The following is a 16,882-nucleotide window of genomic DNA, read 5'->3' on the forward strand; positions in this document are numbered from 1 at the left end:
GTTCCCGCTACCAGTCTTCGTGCCCCTGACCAGCACAGATGCCGCTGCCATCTCTCACACTCCAGAACATCCAGTTCTGTGTGTTGGGAGACCCCGAGGGCAACGAGCTGTGCGTCGAGCGCAGCCAGGCCGAGCGCATCGCCACCGGCAACGCCTGAGCCAACGCCTGAGCCAACGTTTGGGCCACTGCCTGGGCCAACGCCTGAACGACCGGCCGCCGAGTCCACGAGGACCCGGTGGCCGTTCGGTTCGCCCCGCCAGGTGCACCCGTCACACGACAGGCCGATGTCTCGGGCCGTCGCAGTGGAACCGTCCGATAATCGAACCTGGCTGATGCCACGTCGCGGCGATTTTCCCCGACCCCGCCACCCGAGAGACAGGCAGGTACCCCATGGCCAGGATCGCCGTGATCGGCGCCAACGGCACCATCGGCAGCGCCGTCGTCGCGGAGGCGGCCGCGCGCGGGCACGAAGTCACCGCGGTGGTCCGCGACCCGGACCGCTACCGGGGTGAGGCGGCCTTCGTCGAACGCGCGGACGTCCTGGATCGGGCCCAGGTGGCCCGGGTGGCGGCCGGCCAGGACGTCCTGGTGAGCGCGGTCGGCGGCGGCGACGGCCCGGGCCACCTGGCGCTGATCGAGCCGGCCGCCCGGTCGCTGGTGGAGGGCCTGCGCTCGCTCGGCGACGCCGCACCCCGGCTGATCGCGGTCGGTGGCGCGGGCAGCCTGGAGACCGCGCCAGGGGTGCGGGTCTGGGACGCGCCGGGACTGCCGGAGCCGGTGCTGGAGATCATGCACGCGCACGGCGCGGCGCTGGACTACTACCGGGCGGTCTCCGACGTCCGCTGGACGGTGCTCAGCCCGGCCGCCGAGATCGGCCCGGGGGAGCGGACCGGCCGCTACCGGACGGGCCTGGAGCAGCTGCTCACGGATGCTGCCGGGCGCAGCCGGATCTCGGTGCCGGACTACGCGGTCGCCCTGGTCGACGAGGCCGAGCAGCCCGAGCACATCGGCGAGCGCTTCACCTGCTGCGCGCTGTGACTCTCGGTTACGGTGAGCCCGGTCAGCCCAGCTGGATCGACCGCTTGGCGAGCCCCATCCAGAACCCGTCGATGACGCTGCGCTGGCTGCCGAGGTCGGCCTCGCCGGCGCCGAGGGTGACGAAGAGCGGGGCGAAGTGCTCGGTGCGCGGGTGGGCGAGCCGCCCGGCGGGGGCCTTGCGCTCGAAGTCGAGCAGCGCGTCCAGGTCGTGGGCGTCCAGGGCACGCCGGCCCCAGTCGTCGAACTCGGCCATCACCGAGCTGATCCGGCCGTCGTTGCTGAGCGCCCGCAGGTTGTGGGTGAAGAAGCCGCTGCCGACGATCAGCACGCCCTCGTCGCGCAGCGGGGCGAGCCGGCGGCCGATCTCCAGCAGTCGCTGCGGGTCGAGCGTGGGCATGGAGATCTGGAGGACGGGGACGTCGGCCTCCGGGAACATCTCCACCAGCGGGACGTACGCGCCGTGGTCGAGGCCGCGGTCGGGGATGTCCTGGACGGGCGTGCCGGGGGCGCGCAGCAGCTTGCGGACGCGGTCGGCGAGCGCCGGTGCGCCGGGAGCGGCGTACTGGACCTGGTAGTAGTACTCGGGGAAGCCCCAGAAGTCGTACACCAGCGGCACGGTGGTGACGGCGCCGAGGGCGAGCGGTGCCTCCTCCCAGTGGGCGGAGACCATCAGGACGGCCTTGGGGCGGGGCAGGTCGGCGGACCAGGCGGCCAGTTCGCCGGGCCAGACCGGGTCGTCGGCGAGCGGCGGCGCGCCGTGCGAGAGGTACAGGGCGGGCATACGCTCGGGGGCCGCGGTGCTCATGGCGTCCTCCTCCTGGGTCGAACGGAACGGGTGGCTCAGAAGAGTAGTTCAAATTTGAACCTCTACTCGCCGACCGTACACCTTCGTTCGAATTTGAACAACAGGAGTAGGCTTCACCACATGTCCACACTGAACGAACCCCGCTGGCTGGACCAGGACGAGATGGCTGCCTGGCGGGGCTTCGTCGTCGCGAGCAACCTGCTCAACCGCCGACTGGAGCGCCAGCTCAAGGAGGACTCCGGCCTCTCGCACCAGCAGTACGAGATCCTGGTGCACCTGTCCGCCGCCCCGGCCCACGCGCTGCGGATGACCGAGCTCGCCGACAAGCTGGTCACCTCCAAGAGCGGCCTCACCTACCAGGTCACCCAGCTGGAGCGGATGGGCCTGGTCGCCCGCCGCTCCTGTCCCAGCGACGTGCGCGGCGTCATCGCCGAACTCACCGACCAGGGGCGGGAGTCGCTGCGGCAGGCCGCACCCGGGCACGTCGCCCTGGTCCGCGAGCTGCTGATCGACGTGCTCACCCGCGAGCAGCTGGCCGTGCTCGCCGAAAGCCTCGGCGAGGTCAGTGCCCGGCTGCGCCTCGACGACACGCCCTGAAGCCCTGAATCCCGGCCCCGAGCCCCTCAGTCAGTCCCCCCGCGCCGCTCCCCGCAGCAGCAACTGCCGCTCCCGTTCGGCGATCTACCGAGCCGGAGCCGGAGCCGGAGCCGGAGCCTGAGCCCGGGCCGGCTGCGGGGCGCAGAGCAGGGCGGTGGCGAAGCGCAGCGCGCCGGAGGCGTCGGCGGGCTGCCACCAGGCCAGGCCGGTGAGGGCGAGTGCGCCGGGCTGGAGGTAGCGGGCCGGGTCCTGGAGGTCGGTGGAGCTGAGCCCGGTGACCGGGCGGTCGAGCAGGTCCGGGGTGCCCCAGGCCAGGCGGATGTCCAGGTCGTCGAGGTGCAGCAGGTCGCCGACGATCATCTCTCGCTCATCTCGCTCTCGCTCTCGCTCGTGTGCGCCGCGCCCGGCCGTGCATCGCAAGTGCAAGGCCCAGGTGCTCATGGGCATCGTAAATGCAAGTCATGCGGCAGTGATTCTTCTTGTCGGATCATCCGGCGCGGACCCCTCGGCGGGTGTGCGGAACCAGTCGTCCGCCCGATTGCGGTGCTGCTTCCATCGGTTTCCGCCAGCTTCGATCGGCCTCCGCCGGTGCGGGGCGCGTCGAGCCGTCTCCTCGGACATGCCCACCCATGCCCTCGCAGCTGCTGGCGGAAAGCAGCTCCATGCGTCGCAGATACCGCTGAAATCATCCTTTCGGTGCCGCAGCTGCGAATGCCCGGGCCCTCCCTCGGGTAACCCCCTCCCGGGTCGCGGCGGCGCGGCCCGGGAGGAGGGAGCAGCATGACCCCGTCGAGCCCCACCGTCCGGTTGCACGGCCACTTCGACCGGCCCGCCGAGCTGTCGGTCGACCAGCTGCGCGCCCTCCCCGCGCACCGCGTCGAGGTCAGCTTCGACTGCCTGGCCGAGGGCGAGCAGCGGCACGACTACGAGGGGCCCGCGCTCTGGGACGTGCTGTGCGCGGCCCGGCCCCGGATCGACTTCTCCGGCCGCAAGCAGCGGCTGCGCTTCCTGCTGTCGGTCAGCGGCGCGGACGGCCACCGGGCCGTCGTCTCCTGGGCCGAGATCGACCCCGACTTCGGCGGCCAGCGGATCCTGCTGGCCACCAGCATGGACGGCGCCCCGCTGGACGCCGCCGGCCCGCAGCTCGTCGTCCCCGACGACCACTGCGGCGCCCGCTACGTCAGCGGGGTCACGGCCGTGTGGCTCGGCCCGCTGGGTGAACCGGCGGCCTGAGCCCCGGCCGCGGGCGGGCCTTGTCCCCGCCCCGGGGCCCGCTCTCGCCGAGTGCTCCGCGGTGGAGCATCGTCGCTGCTCGGAGGGGGTGCGGGCGATCGCGGGGAATACCGGAAAACAGCTCGCCGGATGCCTGTTTCCGTGCCAACATGCCCCATATGGGGACGATTCTGCACGGCACCCTGGTAACCCTCCGCACCGCCGACACCGACGACATCCCGGCGCTCGCGGCCATCCGCGGCACGCCCGAGGTGTTCGCCCGCTGGCGGGGCGGTGACGACCTCGCCGACGCCGTCGCCAGCGACCTGGAGGAGCCCGACACCGAGACCCTCGCCGTCGAGGTGGGCGGGAAGATCGTCGGCGCCATCCAGTGGTACGCCAACAACGACGACGAGTACCGGCACGCCGGCATCGACATCTACCTCGACCCGGAGGTCCACGGCGTCGGCCTCGGCACCGACGCCGTCCGCACGCTGGCCCGCCACCTCGTCGACCACCACCACTACCACCGGCTGATCATCGACCCGGCGGCCGACAACACGGCCGCGATCCGCTGCTACGCGAAGGTCGGCTTCCGCTCCGTCGGCACCATGCGCCAGTACGAGCGCGGCCCGGACGGCACCTGGCACGACAACCTGCTGATGGACCTCCTCGCGGACGAACTCCGCTGACCGGTGCGCCCGCGCGGTGGTGGGCGGCCCGGCAGCGGCTCGACCGAACCGGAGCGCGCGTGGCGCGGAGTCAGATCGCGGCTGCGCCCGCGGTCGCCCGCTCCGGCGCCGGGCACCCGCAGGTGCGTCGCAGCACCAGCCGGGCCGGGAAGGTCCGCGCGCCGGTGGAGCGCCGCTCGGCCCCGCCGAGGACCAGGTCCACCGCGGCGCGGGCCATCTCGTCCTGCGCGGTCGCGACGGTGGTCAGCGCCGGGCCGGCGATCACCGCCTCGGCGATGTCGTCGAATCCGGCCACCGCGAGCTGCTCCGGCACCCGGATGCCCAGGTCGTCGGCGGCCCGCAGCAGGCCGATCGCCTGGTCGTCGGTCGTGCAGAACACGGCGGACGGCCGGTCGGGCCGGGCCAGCAGGGCGAGTGCCTCGGCGTGCGCCCGGACGCGGTCGAACGGCGCCGGCACCAGCCGCCCCTCGGTCGCCAGCCCGGCCTCGGCCAGCGCGGCGGCCCAGCCGGCCGTCCGCCCGGTGACCGGGTCGTGCGGGCTGAGCGCGAGGGTGCCGCCGAAGCAGTGCACCTCGGCGTGGCCGTGCCCGAGCAGGTGCCGGACCACCTCGCGGGCGCCGCCCTCGTCGTCCGCCACCACCGCGACGCCGTCGGCGGTCTCCGCCCGGTGGTGCAGCAGCACGACCGAGGTGCCGTCGCCCACGTCGAAGCCGGTGAGCCCGGGGGTGGCCGGGTCCTGGGTGACCAGGATCAGCCCGTCGACCTGCATGCCGAGGAACGCGCGGATGTAGTGCGCCTCGCGCTCGTCCACGTAGTCGGAGTTGCCGATCAGCAGGAGCCGGCCGTGGTCGGCGGCGGCCTGCTCGACGGCGTGCGCGAGCCCGGCGAAGAACGGCTGGCGGGCGTCCGGCACGACCATGCCGAGCAGGTTGGTCCGCCGCCGTGCCATCGCCTGGGCGACCCGGTTGGGGCGGTAGCCGAGCTCCTCGACCGCCGCGAGCACCCGCGCCCGGGTCGCGGGCGCCACCGGCCGCGGCCCGTCGTTGATCACATAACTCACGACCGCCGTGGACGTCCCCGCCACCCGCGCCACATCGTCCCGTGTCACCCTCGCCATGCCCGCGAGCCTACACAGCGCCTCCGACGGCTCCGGGCTGCCGTCGCCGCCGGACGCCCGCCGCGGTCAGTACGTGTGGTCCGCGGTGATGTCCGCCGAGAGGCCGAGGGCCTGTTCGGCGGGTCGCCCGCGCAGCGCCAGCAGGGTCTGGGCCAGCGCGTCGACGGCGGCCAGGTGGGCGAGCCGGCTGGCCGTGGTCTCCAGGCCGAAGACCAGGTCCTGCCCGCCCGCTACCAGGGTGTGGGTGGCCGTCTCGGTGAGCGGTGAGCGGGCGTAGCTGGTGAGCGCGACCACGGCCGCCCCGGCCGCCCTGGCCCGGCGCGCGGCGTCGATCACCAGCGGGGTGGCGCCGCCGTGGCTGACCGCGAAGCAGACGCCGCCGGGCGGGAGCTGGGCGGCGGCCAGCTGGGCGGTGAGCGGGTCGGCGGGGGCGTCGACGCGCAGGCCGAGCGCGCGCAGCCGGTAGGCGAGGTCGAGCACCACCGCGCCGGACAGTCCGGAGCCGACCAGTACCACCTGGCCGGCGCCGGCCAGCACCTCGGCGGCCGCCCGCAGGTCGTCGGCGCTGAGCGTGGCGGTGATCCCGTCCAGGGCCGCGCGGGCGGCCCGCAGGGTGTCGGCGAGGGCCCGGGCGGCCGGGTCGCGCGTGTCGTCGGCGGGGGCCGGGGCCGTGGCGGGGGAGTGCCGGGCGGCGGCGATCTTCAGCTCCTGGTAGCCGCGGAAGCCGAGCCGCTGGCAGGCCCGGACCACGGAGGAGGGGGCGGTGCCGGCCAGCGCGGCGACGTCGCTGACGCTCAGGTGCACCAGGCCGGCGCCCCGGTCGAGCACCACCTCGGCCACCCGCGCCTCGGCGCCGCGCAGGTCGCCGAGCCGGGCCCGGATCCGCGCGGCGAGCTGGGACTCCAGGGGCGTCATGTCGGAATGTCCTTCCATGGCGCTAGGGTAGCGTGGAATTCGGTTCCAGGCCGTGCCGGGTCGCCGGAAGGCCGTCGGAGGGGAGCTTCGCCATGCCCGAGATCGTGCCGGCCGTGCCGGTGGCCGTGCTCGCCGCGGCCGTGCTGCACGCCGTCTGGAACGGCCTGGCCCACCGGATCGCGGACAAGCTGGTCGGCTTCGCGCTGATCAACCTGACCTACACCGCGTGCGCGCTCGTCCTGGTGCTGCTCAACCCGCTGCCGGCGGCCTCGTCCTGGCCGTACCTGCTGGCCTCGGTCGCCGTCCAGACGACGTCGACGGTCCTGCTGCTACGCGCCTACCAGCTGGGCGACTTCGGGCAGATGTACCCGATCGCGCGCGGCTCGGCGCCGTTGCTGGTGGCCCTGCTGTCGGCCACCGTGCTCGGTCAGCACCCGGGCGCGGGCGAGCTGCTGGGCGTGGTGGTGATCTCCTGCGGCCTGATCGGGCTGGCCTTCGCCAAGGGCGTCCCGGGGCGGGCGCAACTGCCCGCGCTCGGGGCCGCCGCCGGGACGGGCGTGATGATCGCCGTCTACACGGTGCTGGACGGCAGCGGCGTCCGGCACGCCGGGACGGTCGGCGGCTATGTGGCCTGGCTGTTCCTGTTGCAGGGGCCGACGCTCGCGCTGATCGCCTGGGCCCGGCGCGGCCGTTCGCTGCTGACCGGGGTCGGCAAGGTGGTGCCGGTGGGGATCGCGGGAGGCGTGCTCTCGCTGACGGCCTACGGCCTGGTGGTGTGGGCGCAGTCCCGGGGGGACTTGGCGACGATCGCGGCGCTGCGCGAGACGAGCATCGTGATCGCCGCCCTGATCGCCACCGTGGTGTTCCGCGAGCGGCTCGGCCGTCTGCGGCTGAGCGCCAGCCTCACCGTGTTGGCCGGGATAGCCGTCCTGGAGCTGGCCCGGCCGTAGGCCCTGTCCGGCCGATCGCGGGCCGATCCCCCGAGACCGGCCGGACAGGGTGCGGTGGCCGTCAGCCCTTCTCCGGCACGATCACGGTCAGCGCGGTGCTCAGCAGCTCGAAGCCCAGGGACTCGTAGAGCCGGCGGGCCGGGTTGCCGTCGGTGACGGCCAACTGCACCTCGACGAGCCCGCGTTCGGCGGCGTCGGCGAGGGCGCGGCGCAGCAGGTCCGCGCCGAGGCCCCGGTAGCCGAGCTCCGGGTGCCGGAAGACGTCGGCGATCCACGGCAGGCCGCCGCGGTCGGTGAGGACGATCCCGGCCACCACCCGGTCCTGCGCGTCCACGGCGAGCAGGCTGGACGGCAGCACCGGCCCGATGACCTCGCCGGCGAGCAGCGGGGCGATCCGCTCCGCCAGCGCCTGCCGGTCGTCGCCCGCGAAGTGGTCCGGGTGCCCCGGGGCGAACGCGGCCCGCCAGGCCTCGAACAGGTCCTCGGGTGCGCGGTCGCAGGGCACGGCCCGCAGGTCGCCGCGCAGCGGGGCCCCGGCCCAGTCGGCGGGCGGCGGGTCGGCGACCAGGTCGCGCCGCATGGCGTGGGCGTGCCGGAGCACGGTGGCGCCGTGCTCCAGCAGGGCGAGGCCGAACTCGGGCGTCCCGGAGACCACCCACCCGGCCATCTCGGTGCGCACGAACTCCACCGGGTCGATGCCGCCGGTCTCGTCCACCACCTCCAGCAGGTCGGCCCAGGGCCGACCCTCCCGCTCGCCCGGGAGGTAGCGCACCACCGGTACGCCCTCGCCGTTACGCCCGATCATCAAATCCGCCTCGGTCACACCAAGCCCCATTCGTACGGTCGTTCGTCCGCCGTCATGGTCGACGAGAGCGCTCCCGGAGGCAACTGAATTGTCAGGCCACCACCGCGGCCCGGACACAGAGCACGTCCGGCAGGTGGGAAGTCAGCAACGACCAGCTCTCGCCGTCGTCGTGGCTGCCGTAGACGTCGCCGGTCCGGTTGCCGAAGTAGATCCCGGCCGGTTCGGCGTCGTCGGTGCGCAGCGCGTCGCGCAGCACGATGCCGTAGTGGTCCTCGCCGGGCAGGCCGTCGGCGAGCGGCTGCCAGCTGGTGCCGCCGTCGGTGGTGCGGAAGACCCGGCAACGGCGGTCGGGCGGGATGCGGTCGTCCCCGCCGCCGAGCGGGAACAGGTAGGCGGTGTCGCCCCGGCGCGGGTGGGCGGCGACGGCGAAGCCGAACGCGGCGGGCAGCCCGTCGGCGACGGAGTGCCAGCTCGCGCCCCAGTCGTCGCTGCGGTAGACACCGCCGTGGTTCTGCAGGTACAGCCGGTCGGGGTCGACGGGGTCGGGGGCGATCTTGTGCACGCACTGGCCGAACTCGGGGTACTGGCCCTCCTCCGGGAGGAACTCGGCGCGCAGGCCGGTGTTGGCGGGCTCCCAGCTGTCGCCGCCGTCCTTGCTGCGGTAGACGCCGCCGGTGGAGACGGCGACCAGCAGCCGCTGCGGGTCGCGGGGGTCGGTGACGACGGTGTGCAGGCCCTGGCCGCCGTAGCCGGCGCCCCAGTCGGTCCGGTGCGGGTGGTTCCAGAGCGACTCGACCAGGCGGAAGGTCTCGCCGCCGTCCTCGGAGCGGAACAGCGCTGCGGGCTCGGTGCCCGCGTAGACGACGCCGGGGGCCTCCGGGCCGGCCGGCTGGAGCTGCCAGACCCGGGTGAGTGAGGCGCCGGTGGCTTCGGGGAAGCGGATCGCCGGCTGCGGCGGCTCGTACCAGGTGGCGCCGAGGTCGTCGGAGCGCCAGACGGAAGGCCCCCAGTGGCTGCTGTCGGCGCCGACCAGCAGCCGGGTGCGGCCGTCGCGGCGGTCGATGGAGACGGAGTAGACCGCGTTCATCCGGAAGTGCGGCCCGCTGAACTCCCAGTCCAGCCGGTCGCGGCTGCGGCCGAGAAAGAGGCCCTTCTCGGTTCCGACGGCCAACAGCACTTCGGTCATGCCCCACACCACCTGGTGACGAGTACGGCCCCCCGGGACGGCCCCCGGCGCCCAGTGTCCCGCCGTCCACCGGCGGCCACATCTCGCCGCGCCCGATCACCCGAAAGGCCCGATCACCCGGAAGGCCCGCTCACCCGGAAGGCCCGCCCGTCCGGCTCACCCGTCCGTCCGGCTCACCCCCGGCAGCCCTCCAGCAGCCGCAGCCACACCTCGCTGATCGTCGGGTAGGAGGGCACGGCGTGCCAGAGCCGGTCGATCGGCACCTCGCCGACCACGGCGACGGTCGCCGAGTGCAGCAGTTCGGCGACCCCGGGGCCGACCAGGCAGGCGCCGACCAGCACCTCGCGGTCCAGGTCGAAGACCACCCGGGCCCGGCCGCGGTAGTGGTCGCCGTACAGCGAGGCCCCGGCGACGGCGCCGAAGTCGTGGTCGACGGCCTTGACCCGCAGACCGGCCCCCTCGGCCGCCGCCAGGGTCAGCCCGACGGCGGCGACCTCCGGATGGGTGAACACGACCTGCGGCGCGCCCGCGCTGTCGGCCGACGCGGCGTGCGCGCCCCAGCGGGAGGTGTCCAGCGCACGCCCCTGGGCGCGGGCCACGATCGCCGCGCCCGTGATCCGGGCCTGGTACTTGCCCTGGTGGGTGAGCAGCGCCCGGTGGTTGACGTCCCCGGCGGCGTACAGCCACTCGCCGTCGACGCCGAGCACGGTGCAGCTGTCGTCCACCTCCAGCCAGCCGCCCGGCTTCAGCCCGACCTGCTCCAGCCCGACGTCGGCGGTGCGCGGGGCCCGTCCGGTCGCGTACAGCACCTCGTCCACGGTCAGCCGCTCGCCGCCACCGAGCGTCAGGACCACCGGCCCGGCGCCGTCCGCCCGCTCCAGCGCGGTGGCCTCCGTCCCGAACCGGAGGTCCACCCCGGCCTCGCGCAGGCCCTCCGCGACCAGCTCGCCCGCGAACGGTTCCATCCGCGGCAGCAGGTGGTCGCCGCGCACCAGCAGCACCACCTCGGAGCCGAGCGCCCGCCAGGCGGTCGCGAGCTCCACCCCGACCACGCCGCCGCCGACCACCGCCAGCCGCCCGGGCACGGCCGGAGCGGCGGTCGCCTCCCGGTTGGTCCACGGGTGGGCCTCCGCCAGCCCCGGCACGCCCGTGGGCAGCACCGGACGGCTGCCGGTGCACACGGCGACGGCGTGCCGGGCGGTGAGCACCCGTTCGGTGCCGTCCTCGGCCTCCACGGTGACGGTCCGTACGCCCGCCAGCCGGCCGTGGCCGCGCACCAGCTCGATGCCGTTGTCCCGCAGCCACTGCACCTGGCCGTCGTCGTTCCAGTGCGAGGTGAAGGAGTCCCGCCGGGCCAGCACCGCGGCCGGGTCCAGCCGCCGGCCGCCGACCGCCTCCCGGGAGCCGGCCACCGCGCGGGCGTCGGCCAGCGCGGCCACCGGGCGCAGCAGCGCCTTGCTCGGCATGCAGGCCCAGTACGAGCACTCGCCGCCGACCAGTTCGGCCTCCACGACCACCGTGCGCAGCCCGGCGGAGGCCGTCCGGTCGGCGACGTTCTCGCCGGTCGGGCCGCCCCCCAGGACGATGACGTCGTACTCCTCGGCGCTGCTGGTCATACCCGGTCCTCCGTGGTGTCGATGGCCACCCCGGCCCGCAGGGCCAGGGTGACGGGCGTGTGGTCGCGGACGTCGAGCAGCCGGGCGCGCCGGGCGTCGGCCGGCGCGGCGGTGAGGGCGCCGGTGAGGGCGACCTTCCGGGAGGTCGGCCCGCGGCTGCCGTTCGTCTCGTACCCGAGCCTGACCCGAACGGCCTCCGGCGGCCACTTCTCGCGCTCCGCGTGCATCCGCAGGGGCCCGCCTTCCCGTGGGATCCGGCCCCCGGCCGGACGGGCGCCGGGCCGCGTGCCCGGCGCCGTGCCCATCCTGCGACGCCGGCGGGGCTTCGCGCAGTCGAACCCGCCGACGGGCCCGAGCCGAGGGCGGGTGGGAGCCGAGGGCGGGTCAGAGCGCCGCGAGCTCGGCCAGCACCGCCGCCGTGTCGGCCGGGCGGGAGAACATCGGCCAGTGCCCGGTGGGCAGTTCGCGCAGCTCCCGGTTCGGCCCGTCGAGCCCGGCGAACCGCGGGTGCCCGGCCGTGATCATCGCCTGTACCTGGGCGAGCGGGAAGGAACAGGTCACCAGCGCCTGCGGCAGCGCGGCCGAGGCGCCCGTCAGCCGCAGCCGGTCCCGGTACGCCCCGGCCGGGTGCGGGGTGGCCCGCTCGCGGATCCGGGTGAGCGCGGCCTCGTCCAGGCCCTCGACGTCGGCGCCGTCGGCGGCGAGGTCGGCCCAGGAGGGCATCGGGAGGCGGCCGTCGACCACCGAGGCATCGGCCGCCGCGCGGTGGTCGGGCTGCCAGAGGTCGTACAGCGAACCGCCGTCGGTCATCGGGCCGCTGTCCAGGTAGACCACCCGGCGGATCCGCTCCGGCATCCGGTCCGCGATACCGCCGGCCGGGGCGCAGGCACCGCTGTGCGCGACCAGCACCACCTCCCACAGGTCCTCGCGGACCAGCAGGTCGGCCAGCGCGGCGATGTGCTCCGCCAGCCCGATCGGCTCGGCCTCGCCCGCGCGCTCCGCCAGCCCGGGCAGGGTCACGGGGTGGACGGTGTGCCCGGCGGCACGCAGCGGCGCGGCGACCTCGTCCCAGGCCCAGGCGCCGAGCCAGAAACCGGGGACCAGTACGAACGTGCTCATGGTGGGTCGCTCCTCGCGGTCGGGCGGGATCTCCGTCGCCGACGACTCCAGGACCGACCCCGGCCGGACTTCGCCCGGTTTTCCGAGCGACCGGGCCCGGGGAGCGCGACTCCCCGGGCCCTCGGACAAGCGGACGCCCGGACGGGTCAGGCCTGGCCCCCGGCCGCCTGCTCCTGCGCCACCTTGCGCTTCACCTCGGCCATGTCCAGGTTCCTGGCCTGGCCGATCAGGTCCTCGAACACCGACTCCGGCAGCGCACCGGCCTGCGAGAAGACGAGCACGCCCTCACGGATGATCGCCAGTGTGGGGATCGACTGGATCCCGAACGCGGCGGCCAGCTCCTGCTGCGCCTCGGTGTCCACCTTGGCGAAGACGAGGTCCGTGTGGCGCTCGGCCGCCTTCTCGTACACCGGGGCGAACTGGCGGCACGGCCCGCACCACCCGGCCCAGAAGTCGATGAAGACGAAGTCCTGGCCGTCCGGACCCGGGACGATGTCGTCGAAGTTCTCCTTGGTCAGCTCGACCGTGTTGCTCATCTCGCGATTCCTTCCCTTCCGGAGGCGGCGCTACCGATCACGTGCTCGCGACAACCGTGCGCCCCGACGGGGTATTCCGGAGCCGCGCGCCGGTGGCCGCCTCTGCCGGCAGCTGCCCGCGCCGGTTCAGCGCCCGGGCGCCGCTCACGGCGTGGAGCGGAAACCCCACGGGTGGGAGACCTCGTACGCCGCCAGCCGCTCGATCCGGGCCGGCCCCTGCACGCCGGGCCAGCGCGGGTTCGGCGTGCCGTCGCCGATCAGGTGCTCCCGTCGCCAGATGCCGTTCCAGCCGACCCGCAGGGCGGGCTCGAAGCTGTGCCACCGCCCGCACGGGCACGGCTGCCGCACCCAGGCGCAGGTCCGGCAGAGTTCGGCCAGGCCGTGGCCGGTCGAGCGCGACAGCACCGGCTCCTCGTCCCCGCAGGCCGGGCAGCCGGGCAGTTCGGCGCCGTCCAGCAGCGCGTTCTGCCGCCGGACGTAGTCGGGCAGCCGCAGCGGCGGGTGGAGGAAGGGGTCCGCCCGCCAGGCCGCGTCCGGTGCGCCCCACCAGGGGCGGTTCCACCACACCGGCTCGGGCGGTTGCCGCCGCCCGGCCCGCTTCTGCGCCCGGCGCCGCGCCGCGTACTCCTGCGCCCCGGCCAGCCACAGGACCCGTGCCTCGTGCAGTTCCTCCACGGCCCGCACCAGCGAGTCCGGGTCGGCCTCCAGCAGCCGGGGCATCCGGGCGCTGAGCGTGAGGTGGTGGTAGGTGGCCCGGAAGCCGTACGGCGCGAAGCAGGTCAGGCAGGTCCGCAGGGCGTTGAACCGCCGGCGCGCCGGCAGCCGCTCGTCGTGCACCCGGGCCCGGTGGGTCAGGAAGCTGGTCACGGCTGCCCCGCGGTGACGTCGGGGGCCGGCTGGGTGCGCATCACCGGGTGATCATGCCGGACGGCCCGCCCGGCGGGCCAAGGCATTACCCCGCGTCCGCCGCGATCCGGGCCAGGACCCGGCCGCAGCGCCGGGCGAAGGCCCGCTGCGCGAGCGGCAGCAGCGGCCCCGCCAGCCGGGCGTACCAGGCGACCGGGCGGCTGAAGGCGGTCACGCTGAACCAGACCGCCCCGTCCGCCTCCAGCTCGACCAGGAACGTCTCCTCGCCGCGGGCCAGATGGCCGGCCCGGGTGCCGTAGGTGAAGCCGTACCGGTCCGGGCCGTCGACGGTGGCCAGCACCCGGTTGGGGGCGCCGGCCCGGAGCGGGCCGACGCCGATCGCGCAGTGCACCGCGACGCCGGGGGCGGCCCGGTCCGCGTCGGCGTCGATCCGCACGCCGGCCAGCCGGTGCATCCGCCAGCCGAGCAGGGCGGCCCCGGCCACCTCCAGGGCGGGGCGGCCCCGGCCGACGAGCGCCCGGTGGCGCAGGTGGCGGTACCCGCCGGGCAGGTGGCCGGTGGCGCTGGCGCCCTGCTCCGGGTAGCTGAGGTCGGTCATCGGTGGTCCTCCGTGGTGGTGATCCGGCGCCAGGCGAGCAGCGAGCAGAGCGCGAAGCCGAGCGCGTTGCCGACGCCGTGGGTGGCGGCCATCCAGGCCAGGGTGGGGTGGGGGAGCCCGGACGCCTGTCCGAGGGCCCACCACAGGGCGAGCAGCATGGTGAGGGCGAGGACGGCCGAGGAGGCGGTGAGCAGCCGGGCGGTGACCGGGTCGGCGGCGCGCGGCCGCAGGTCGCGCCAGGTGACCAGGCCGACCAGCCACATCCCGGTGGTGAGCACGCAGGCCCCGGCGAACTGGACCCAGGTGCCGAGGAAGTACCCGGCGAGCACCAGCAGCGTCCCGGCCGGCACGCTGAGCGCGGCGCAGCGGGCGGCGCCGGAACCCGTCCGGGCGCTGCGGCAGACCAGCCCGGCGACGAGGGCGGCGGTGAAGCCGGCGTAGTGGAAGTGCGGGACGGTCAGCGCCAGGACGTGCGGTTCGAAGCCGAACAGCGGGTAGCCGGAGCGCTCGGCGACCAGGGCGGTGCCGGCCACCGCCGGGGCGGCGAGCGCGGTGAGGACGGCGAGTTCGGCGGGCGCGAGCGAGCGGGTCCGGCGCAGCCGCAGCGGCGCGTGGAGGGCGACGGCCAGGGTGCCGAGCGCGTAGAGGGCGGCGCTGCCGGTGGCGAGGCCGCCGCGCGGGAGCCAGAGCGAGAGCGCGCCGGGGACGGCGGCGAGCGGCCAGAGCCGGCGGACGCGGGCGAGGCCGGGTTCGCCGATCAGGGCGAGGCCGAGCGGGACGACGGCGCCCATACCGAGCAGGACCAGCAGGTTCACCAGCTCCGTCGTGCCCTTGCCCATGCCGGAAGCACCTCCTTGAACGCGTTCAAATCTTGTTCGTCGACGACTCTACGCCGCAGAGTTGAACGCGTTCAACTTGCCCCCGGTCCGCCTGCCCTGGTGTTCACGGTGGGTGCGGCGCACTCTGGAGGAGTAACCGATGGAGGTGATCCGCCATGCAGACTCTGGTCGGTTGGCACATCGAGATGGAGTTCCGCGAGGACGGCCCGCGCACGACCGCCGCGGCCATGCTGCGGCTGCGCGACGGCAGGGAACTACGGGCCCACGGCTACAGCAGCCGCCACCCCTCGGACCCGGAACAGCTTCGGGTCGGCGAGGAGATCGCGGGGGCCAGAGCCCTCAACGACCTGGCCTCGCAGCTGCTCACCAAGGCCCACGGCGAGATCCAGGAGGTCAGCCCGGTCCCGACCCACCCGTTGACGTGAGCGCCCCGCACCCGGACGGCGGCCACGCCGGCGGCCGGGAGCACCGTCCGCGCATCCCGCTGATCTGCCCGCGCTGCGGGCACGAACAGCGGGTCGTGCCCGGCGGCCCCGACCGGGCGGTCAGGGTCGTGCACCTGGCGACGGGGCGGGAGGCGTGCGAACCCGGGGACCTGGCGAAGGCGCCGGACGACGGGCCCTGACAGCGCTCCCCGGCAACACGCGAACGCTTCACCACGCGAACGGCGCCGGGGGCCGGGCACGTCCGTGCCCGGCCCCCGGCGCCACCGGGCCGCCCGACGGGGTCAGTTGACGCAGTACGTCGTCGGCAGCTGCCACTCGGGCCCGACCAGCCGCTGCTCCAGCTCGTTGAGCGTGATCCGGATGCCGACCGTCCCGGCCAGCCCGACCCGGAACCGGCTGCGGGCCAGCGCGATCAGCGCCGTCAGGCCGTACTTGTTGATCAGCGAGGTGCGGTAGCGGGCGGTGTCGTCCGGGTCGCAGAGCCGTGCGCGGGCCGGTACCGGCCGCCCGGTCGGGCGCCCGTGGGAGTCGCACGGGCCGACCAGCACCCGGGGGTGGCGCCGGATCCGTTCGGCCTCGCCGGAGTGGGCCGGGGTCCAGACGCCGAGCGCCGTGCCGTCGGGCACCACCCAGATCTGCGAGTCCTGGCGGGTGCCGTCCTCGCCGAAGGTGGTGAGCAGGAGGTATCTGTTGTCGGCGAGCTGGTCGGATCGGTCGTGCATCTGTCCTCCCTCTGGCGTGGGGACCGGGGTCGTGGGTCAGCGCCCGTGGCCCTCGGTGATCTCGCGGTACTCCTCGGCGGTGGGCTTGGCGATCCGGGCGTGTTCGCCGTGGAATCCGCGGGACAGCCGGGCGCGGGTGCGGGTGAGCACGCCCGCGCTCCGGGCGACTCCATTCTCGTCGAAGGGGGCCGGCAGTTCGAGGGGGCGGGGCTGCTCGTGTGCCGTGAGCCGGTGCAGTTCGGCGGGCGCGAGCCCGGCGTGCACCTCGGTGAACTCGCCGTGCGGCAGGCGCTCGACGACGCCGGTCTCGCGTCCGTGCAGCACCTTGTCGCGGTCGCGGCGCTGGAGGCCGAGGCACCAGCGCTTGGTGATGACGAAGACGGCCACCGGGACGGCGAAGAAGCCGATCCGCACCGCGTAGGTGATGGTGTCGAGCGACAGGTGCAGATGGGTGGCGATGAGGTCGTTGCCGCCGCCGGCCAGCATCACCAGGTAGAGGCTGATCCAGGCGGCGCCGAGCGCGGTGCGGACGGGCGCGTTGCGCGGCCGGTCCAGCAGGTGGTGCTCGCGCTTGCCGTCGGTCACCCAGCCCTCGATGAACGGGTGGATCGCGATCGCGCCGAGGATCACCGGGAACAGCGTGAACGGGATCAGCAAGCCGAGGTTGAGGGTGTGCCCCCAGAGCCCGACCTCCCAGCCGGGCATCACCCGGATCAGGCCTTCGGCGAAGCCCATGTACCAGTCGGGTTGGGCGTCGGTGGAGACCTGGTCGGGGCGGTAGGGGCCGTACGCCCAGATCGGGTTGATGGTGGCGATCGCCG

At 74.8% G+C, this 16,882-nt stretch carries 20 protein-coding genes and 2 pseudogenes; 7 read left to right on the forward strand and 15 right to left on the reverse strand.

The window, feature by feature from the left end; genetic code table 11:
- Positions 1-391 precede the first annotated feature (391 nt).
- Entirely contained in the window at positions 392-1,039 is a 648-nt protein-coding gene (locus tag AB0O19_RS37710; protein WP_363626204.1) for an NAD(P)H-binding protein, read from the forward strand.
- Between the two features lie 22 nt (positions 1,040-1,061).
- Here the strand turns inward: AB0O19_RS37710 and AB0O19_RS37715 are convergent, their stop codons facing one another.
- Positions 1,062-1,844 (reverse strand): class III extradiol ring-cleavage dioxygenase, encoded by a 783-nt coding sequence (locus AB0O19_RS37715; protein ID WP_363626206.1) that lies wholly within the window; start codon positions 1,842-1,844, stop codon positions 1,062-1,064.
- 129 nt (positions 1,845-1,973) lie between these two features.
- Between AB0O19_RS37715 and AB0O19_RS37720 the strand changes: the two genes are divergently transcribed.
- Positions 1,974-2,441 carry a MarR family transcriptional regulator gene (locus AB0O19_RS37720; RefSeq protein WP_063350998.1) on the forward strand — a complete coding sequence of 156 codons (468 nt, stop codon included), beginning with the start codon at positions 1,974-1,976 and terminating at the stop codon, positions 2,439-2,441.
- An 84-nt stretch (positions 2,442-2,525) separates the two neighbouring features.
- Here the strand turns inward: AB0O19_RS37720 and AB0O19_RS37725 are convergent, their stop codons facing one another.
- Positions 2,526-2,801, reverse strand: a complete 276-nt coding sequence (locus AB0O19_RS37725) for a hypothetical protein (RefSeq protein ID WP_363626208.1) — start codon at positions 2,799-2,801, stop codon at positions 2,526-2,528.
- A 420-nt stretch (positions 2,802-3,221) separates the two neighbouring features.
- On the opposite strand from AB0O19_RS37725, the gene AB0O19_RS37730 reads away from it, so the two are divergent.
- Positions 3,222-3,674, forward strand: a complete 453-nt coding sequence (locus AB0O19_RS37730) for a molybdopterin-dependent oxidoreductase (RefSeq protein ID WP_063346982.1) — start codon at positions 3,222-3,224, stop codon at positions 3,672-3,674.
- Between the two features lie 158 nt (positions 3,675-3,832).
- Positions 3,833-4,345 carry a GNAT family protein gene (locus tag AB0O19_RS37735; protein ID WP_363585651.1) on the forward strand — a complete coding sequence of 171 codons (513 nt, stop codon included), beginning with the start codon at positions 3,833-3,835 and terminating at the stop codon, positions 4,343-4,345.
- 70 nt (positions 4,346-4,415) lie between these two features.
- Here the strand turns inward: AB0O19_RS37735 and AB0O19_RS37740 are convergent, their stop codons facing one another.
- Positions 4,416-5,462 carry a LacI family DNA-binding transcriptional regulator gene (locus AB0O19_RS37740; RefSeq protein ID WP_063346980.1) on the reverse strand — a complete coding sequence of 349 codons (1,047 nt, stop codon included), beginning with the start codon at positions 5,460-5,462 and terminating at the stop codon, positions 4,416-4,418.
- A gap of 66 nt (positions 5,463-5,528) precedes the next feature.
- Positions 5,529-6,395 carry a MurR/RpiR family transcriptional regulator gene (locus AB0O19_RS37745; RefSeq protein WP_363626210.1) on the reverse strand — a complete coding sequence of 289 codons (867 nt, stop codon included), beginning with the start codon at positions 6,393-6,395 and terminating at the stop codon, positions 5,529-5,531.
- Positions 6,396-6,469: 74 nt separating this feature from the next.
- Here AB0O19_RS37745 and AB0O19_RS37750 point away from each other — a divergent pair, with 74 nt between their 5' ends.
- A complete protein-coding gene (locus AB0O19_RS37750) occupies positions 6,470-7,327 on the forward strand; it encodes a DMT family transporter (protein ID WP_363626212.1) in 858 nt (285 codons plus the stop codon).
- Positions 7,328-7,388: 61 nt separating this feature from the next.
- Here the strand turns inward: AB0O19_RS37750 and AB0O19_RS37755 are convergent, their stop codons facing one another.
- The 9 genes and pseudogenes from AB0O19_RS37755 to AB0O19_RS37795 all read right to left on the reverse strand — a co-directional run bounded on the left by AB0O19_RS37755 (position 7,389) and on the right by AB0O19_RS37795 (position 14,893).
- Positions 7,389-8,132, reverse strand: a complete 744-nt coding sequence (locus AB0O19_RS37755) for a GNAT family N-acetyltransferase (protein ID WP_363626214.1) — start codon at positions 8,130-8,132, stop codon at positions 7,389-7,391.
- Between the two features lie 91 nt (positions 8,133-8,223).
- Complete coding sequence (locus AB0O19_RS37760; protein WP_363626216.1) at positions 8,224-9,318, reverse strand: exo-alpha-sialidase; 1,095 nt, start codon at positions 9,316-9,318, stop codon at positions 8,224-8,226.
- Between the two features lie 173 nt (positions 9,319-9,491).
- A complete protein-coding gene (locus AB0O19_RS37765) occupies positions 9,492-10,934 on the reverse strand; it encodes an NAD(P)/FAD-dependent oxidoreductase (protein ID WP_363626218.1) in 1,443 nt (480 codons plus the stop codon).
- Positions 10,931-11,161 carry a hypothetical protein gene (locus tag AB0O19_RS37770; RefSeq protein ID WP_363626220.1) on the reverse strand — a complete coding sequence of 77 codons (231 nt, stop codon included), beginning with the start codon at positions 11,159-11,161 and terminating at the stop codon, positions 10,931-10,933. Before AB0O19_RS37770 ends, AB0O19_RS37765 begins: the two co-directional genes overlap by 4 nt.
- Positions 11,162-11,318: 157 nt before the next feature.
- The gene (locus tag AB0O19_RS37775) at positions 11,319-12,053 is read right to left on the reverse strand and encodes an alpha/beta hydrolase (protein WP_363626222.1); all 735 of its coding nucleotides are present in this window, start codon (positions 12,051-12,053) and stop codon (positions 11,319-11,321) included.
- A gap of 146 nt (positions 12,054-12,199) precedes the next feature.
- Positions 12,200-12,601, reverse strand: a pseudogene (locus AB0O19_RS37780) (thioredoxin domain-containing protein); the annotation flags it as partial.
- 132 nt (positions 12,602-12,733) lie between these two features.
- Entirely contained in the window at positions 12,734-13,456 is a 723-nt protein-coding gene (locus AB0O19_RS37785; protein ID WP_363626223.1) for a hypothetical protein, read from the reverse strand.
- Between the two features lie 85 nt (positions 13,457-13,541).
- Positions 13,542-14,054 carry a DUF1990 domain-containing protein gene (locus AB0O19_RS37790; RefSeq protein WP_363626225.1) on the reverse strand — a complete coding sequence of 171 codons (513 nt, stop codon included), beginning with the start codon at positions 14,052-14,054 and terminating at the stop codon, positions 13,542-13,544.
- Positions 14,051-14,893 carry a YndJ family protein gene (locus AB0O19_RS37795; protein ID WP_363626227.1) on the reverse strand — a complete coding sequence of 281 codons (843 nt, stop codon included), beginning with the start codon at positions 14,891-14,893 and terminating at the stop codon, positions 14,051-14,053. Before AB0O19_RS37795 ends, AB0O19_RS37790 begins: the two co-directional genes overlap by 4 nt.
- A 155-nt stretch (positions 14,894-15,048) precedes the next feature.
- Here AB0O19_RS37795 and AB0O19_RS37800 point away from each other — a divergent pair, with 155 nt between their 5' ends.
- Positions 15,049-15,318: a DUF1876 domain-containing protein gene (locus AB0O19_RS37800; protein ID WP_063346968.1), complete on the forward strand. Its 270-nt coding sequence runs from the start codon at positions 15,049-15,051 to the stop codon at positions 15,316-15,318.
- The gene (locus AB0O19_RS37805; RefSeq protein WP_363626229.1) at positions 15,315-15,518 is read left to right on the forward strand and encodes a hypothetical protein; all 204 of its coding nucleotides are present in this window, start codon (positions 15,315-15,317) and stop codon (positions 15,516-15,518) included. The genes AB0O19_RS37800 and AB0O19_RS37805 overlap by 4 nt, the downstream gene beginning before the upstream one ends.
- A 102-nt stretch (positions 15,519-15,620) precedes the next feature.
- Here AB0O19_RS37805 and AB0O19_RS37810 read toward each other — a convergent pair whose 3' ends face one another.
- Together AB0O19_RS37810 and AB0O19_RS37815 are read right to left on the reverse strand one after the other, a co-directional pair.
- On the reverse strand, positions 15,621-16,061 hold the full coding sequence (locus AB0O19_RS37810) for a PPOX class F420-dependent oxidoreductase (protein ID WP_363585638.1): 441 nt from the start codon (positions 16,059-16,061) through the stop codon (positions 15,621-15,623).
- A 36-nt stretch (positions 16,062-16,097) separates the two neighbouring features.
- Positions 16,098-16,882: pseudogene (locus tag AB0O19_RS37815) on the reverse strand (ubiquinol-cytochrome c reductase cytochrome b subunit); the annotation flags it as partial.

Origin of the sequence: Kitasatospora sp. NPDC091276 (genome assembly GCF_040684355.1) — a bacterium.
GTDB lineage: Bacteria > Actinomycetota > Actinomycetes > Streptomycetales > Streptomycetaceae > Kitasatospora.

Coding starts and splice junctions, on each gene's coding strand:
- AB0O19_RS37725 (WP_363626208.1), bottom strand. CDS start 2,801: ATGATCGTCGGCGACCTGCTGCACCTCGACGACCTGGACATCCGCCTG.
- AB0O19_RS37765 (WP_363626218.1), bottom strand. CDS start 10,934: ATGACCAGCAGCGCCGAGGAGTACGACGTCATCGTCCTGGGGGGCGGC.
- AB0O19_RS37750 (WP_363626212.1), top strand. CDS start 6,470: ATGCCCGAGATCGTGCCGGCCGTGCCGGTGGCCGTGCTCGCCGCGGCC.
- AB0O19_RS37790 (WP_363626225.1), bottom strand. CDS start 14,054: ATGACCGACCTCAGCTACCCGGAGCAGGGCGCCAGCGCCACCGGCCAC.
- AB0O19_RS37760 (WP_363626216.1), bottom strand. CDS start 9,318: ATGACCGAAGTGCTGTTGGCCGTCGGAACCGAGAAGGGCCTCTTTCTC.
- AB0O19_RS37795 (WP_363626227.1), bottom strand. CDS start 14,893: ATGGGCAAGGGCACGACGGAGCTGGTGAACCTGCTGGTCCTGCTCGGT.
- AB0O19_RS37800 (WP_063346968.1), top strand. CDS start 15,049: ATGCAGACTCTGGTCGGTTGGCACATCGAGATGGAGTTCCGCGAGGAC.
- AB0O19_RS37810 (WP_363585638.1), bottom strand. CDS start 16,061: ATGCACGACCGATCCGACCAGCTCGCCGACAACAGATACCTCCTGCTC.
- AB0O19_RS37740 (WP_063346980.1), bottom strand. CDS start 5,462: ATGGCGAGGGTGACACGGGACGATGTGGCGCGGGTGGCGGGGACGTCC.
- AB0O19_RS37775 (WP_363626222.1), bottom strand. CDS start 12,053: ATGAGCACGTTCGTACTGGTCCCCGGTTTCTGGCTCGGCGCCTGGGCC.
- AB0O19_RS37735 (WP_363585651.1), top strand. CDS start 3,833: ATGGGGACGATTCTGCACGGCACCCTGGTAACCCTCCGCACCGCCGAC.
- AB0O19_RS37710 (WP_363626204.1), top strand. CDS start 392: ATGGCCAGGATCGCCGTGATCGGCGCCAACGGCACCATCGGCAGCGCC.
- AB0O19_RS37745 (WP_363626210.1), bottom strand. CDS start 6,395: ATGGAAGGACATTCCGACATGACGCCCCTGGAGTCCCAGCTCGCCGCG.
- AB0O19_RS37770 (WP_363626220.1), bottom strand. CDS start 11,161: ATGCACGCGGAGCGCGAGAAGTGGCCGCCGGAGGCCGTTCGGGTCAGG.
- AB0O19_RS37730 (WP_063346982.1), top strand. CDS start 3,222: ATGACCCCGTCGAGCCCCACCGTCCGGTTGCACGGCCACTTCGACCGG.
- AB0O19_RS37755 (WP_363626214.1), bottom strand. CDS start 8,132: ATGATCGGGCGTAACGGCGAGGGCGTACCGGTGGTGCGCTACCTCCCG.
- AB0O19_RS37715 (WP_363626206.1), bottom strand. CDS start 1,844: ATGAGCACCGCGGCCCCCGAGCGTATGCCCGCCCTGTACCTCTCGCAC.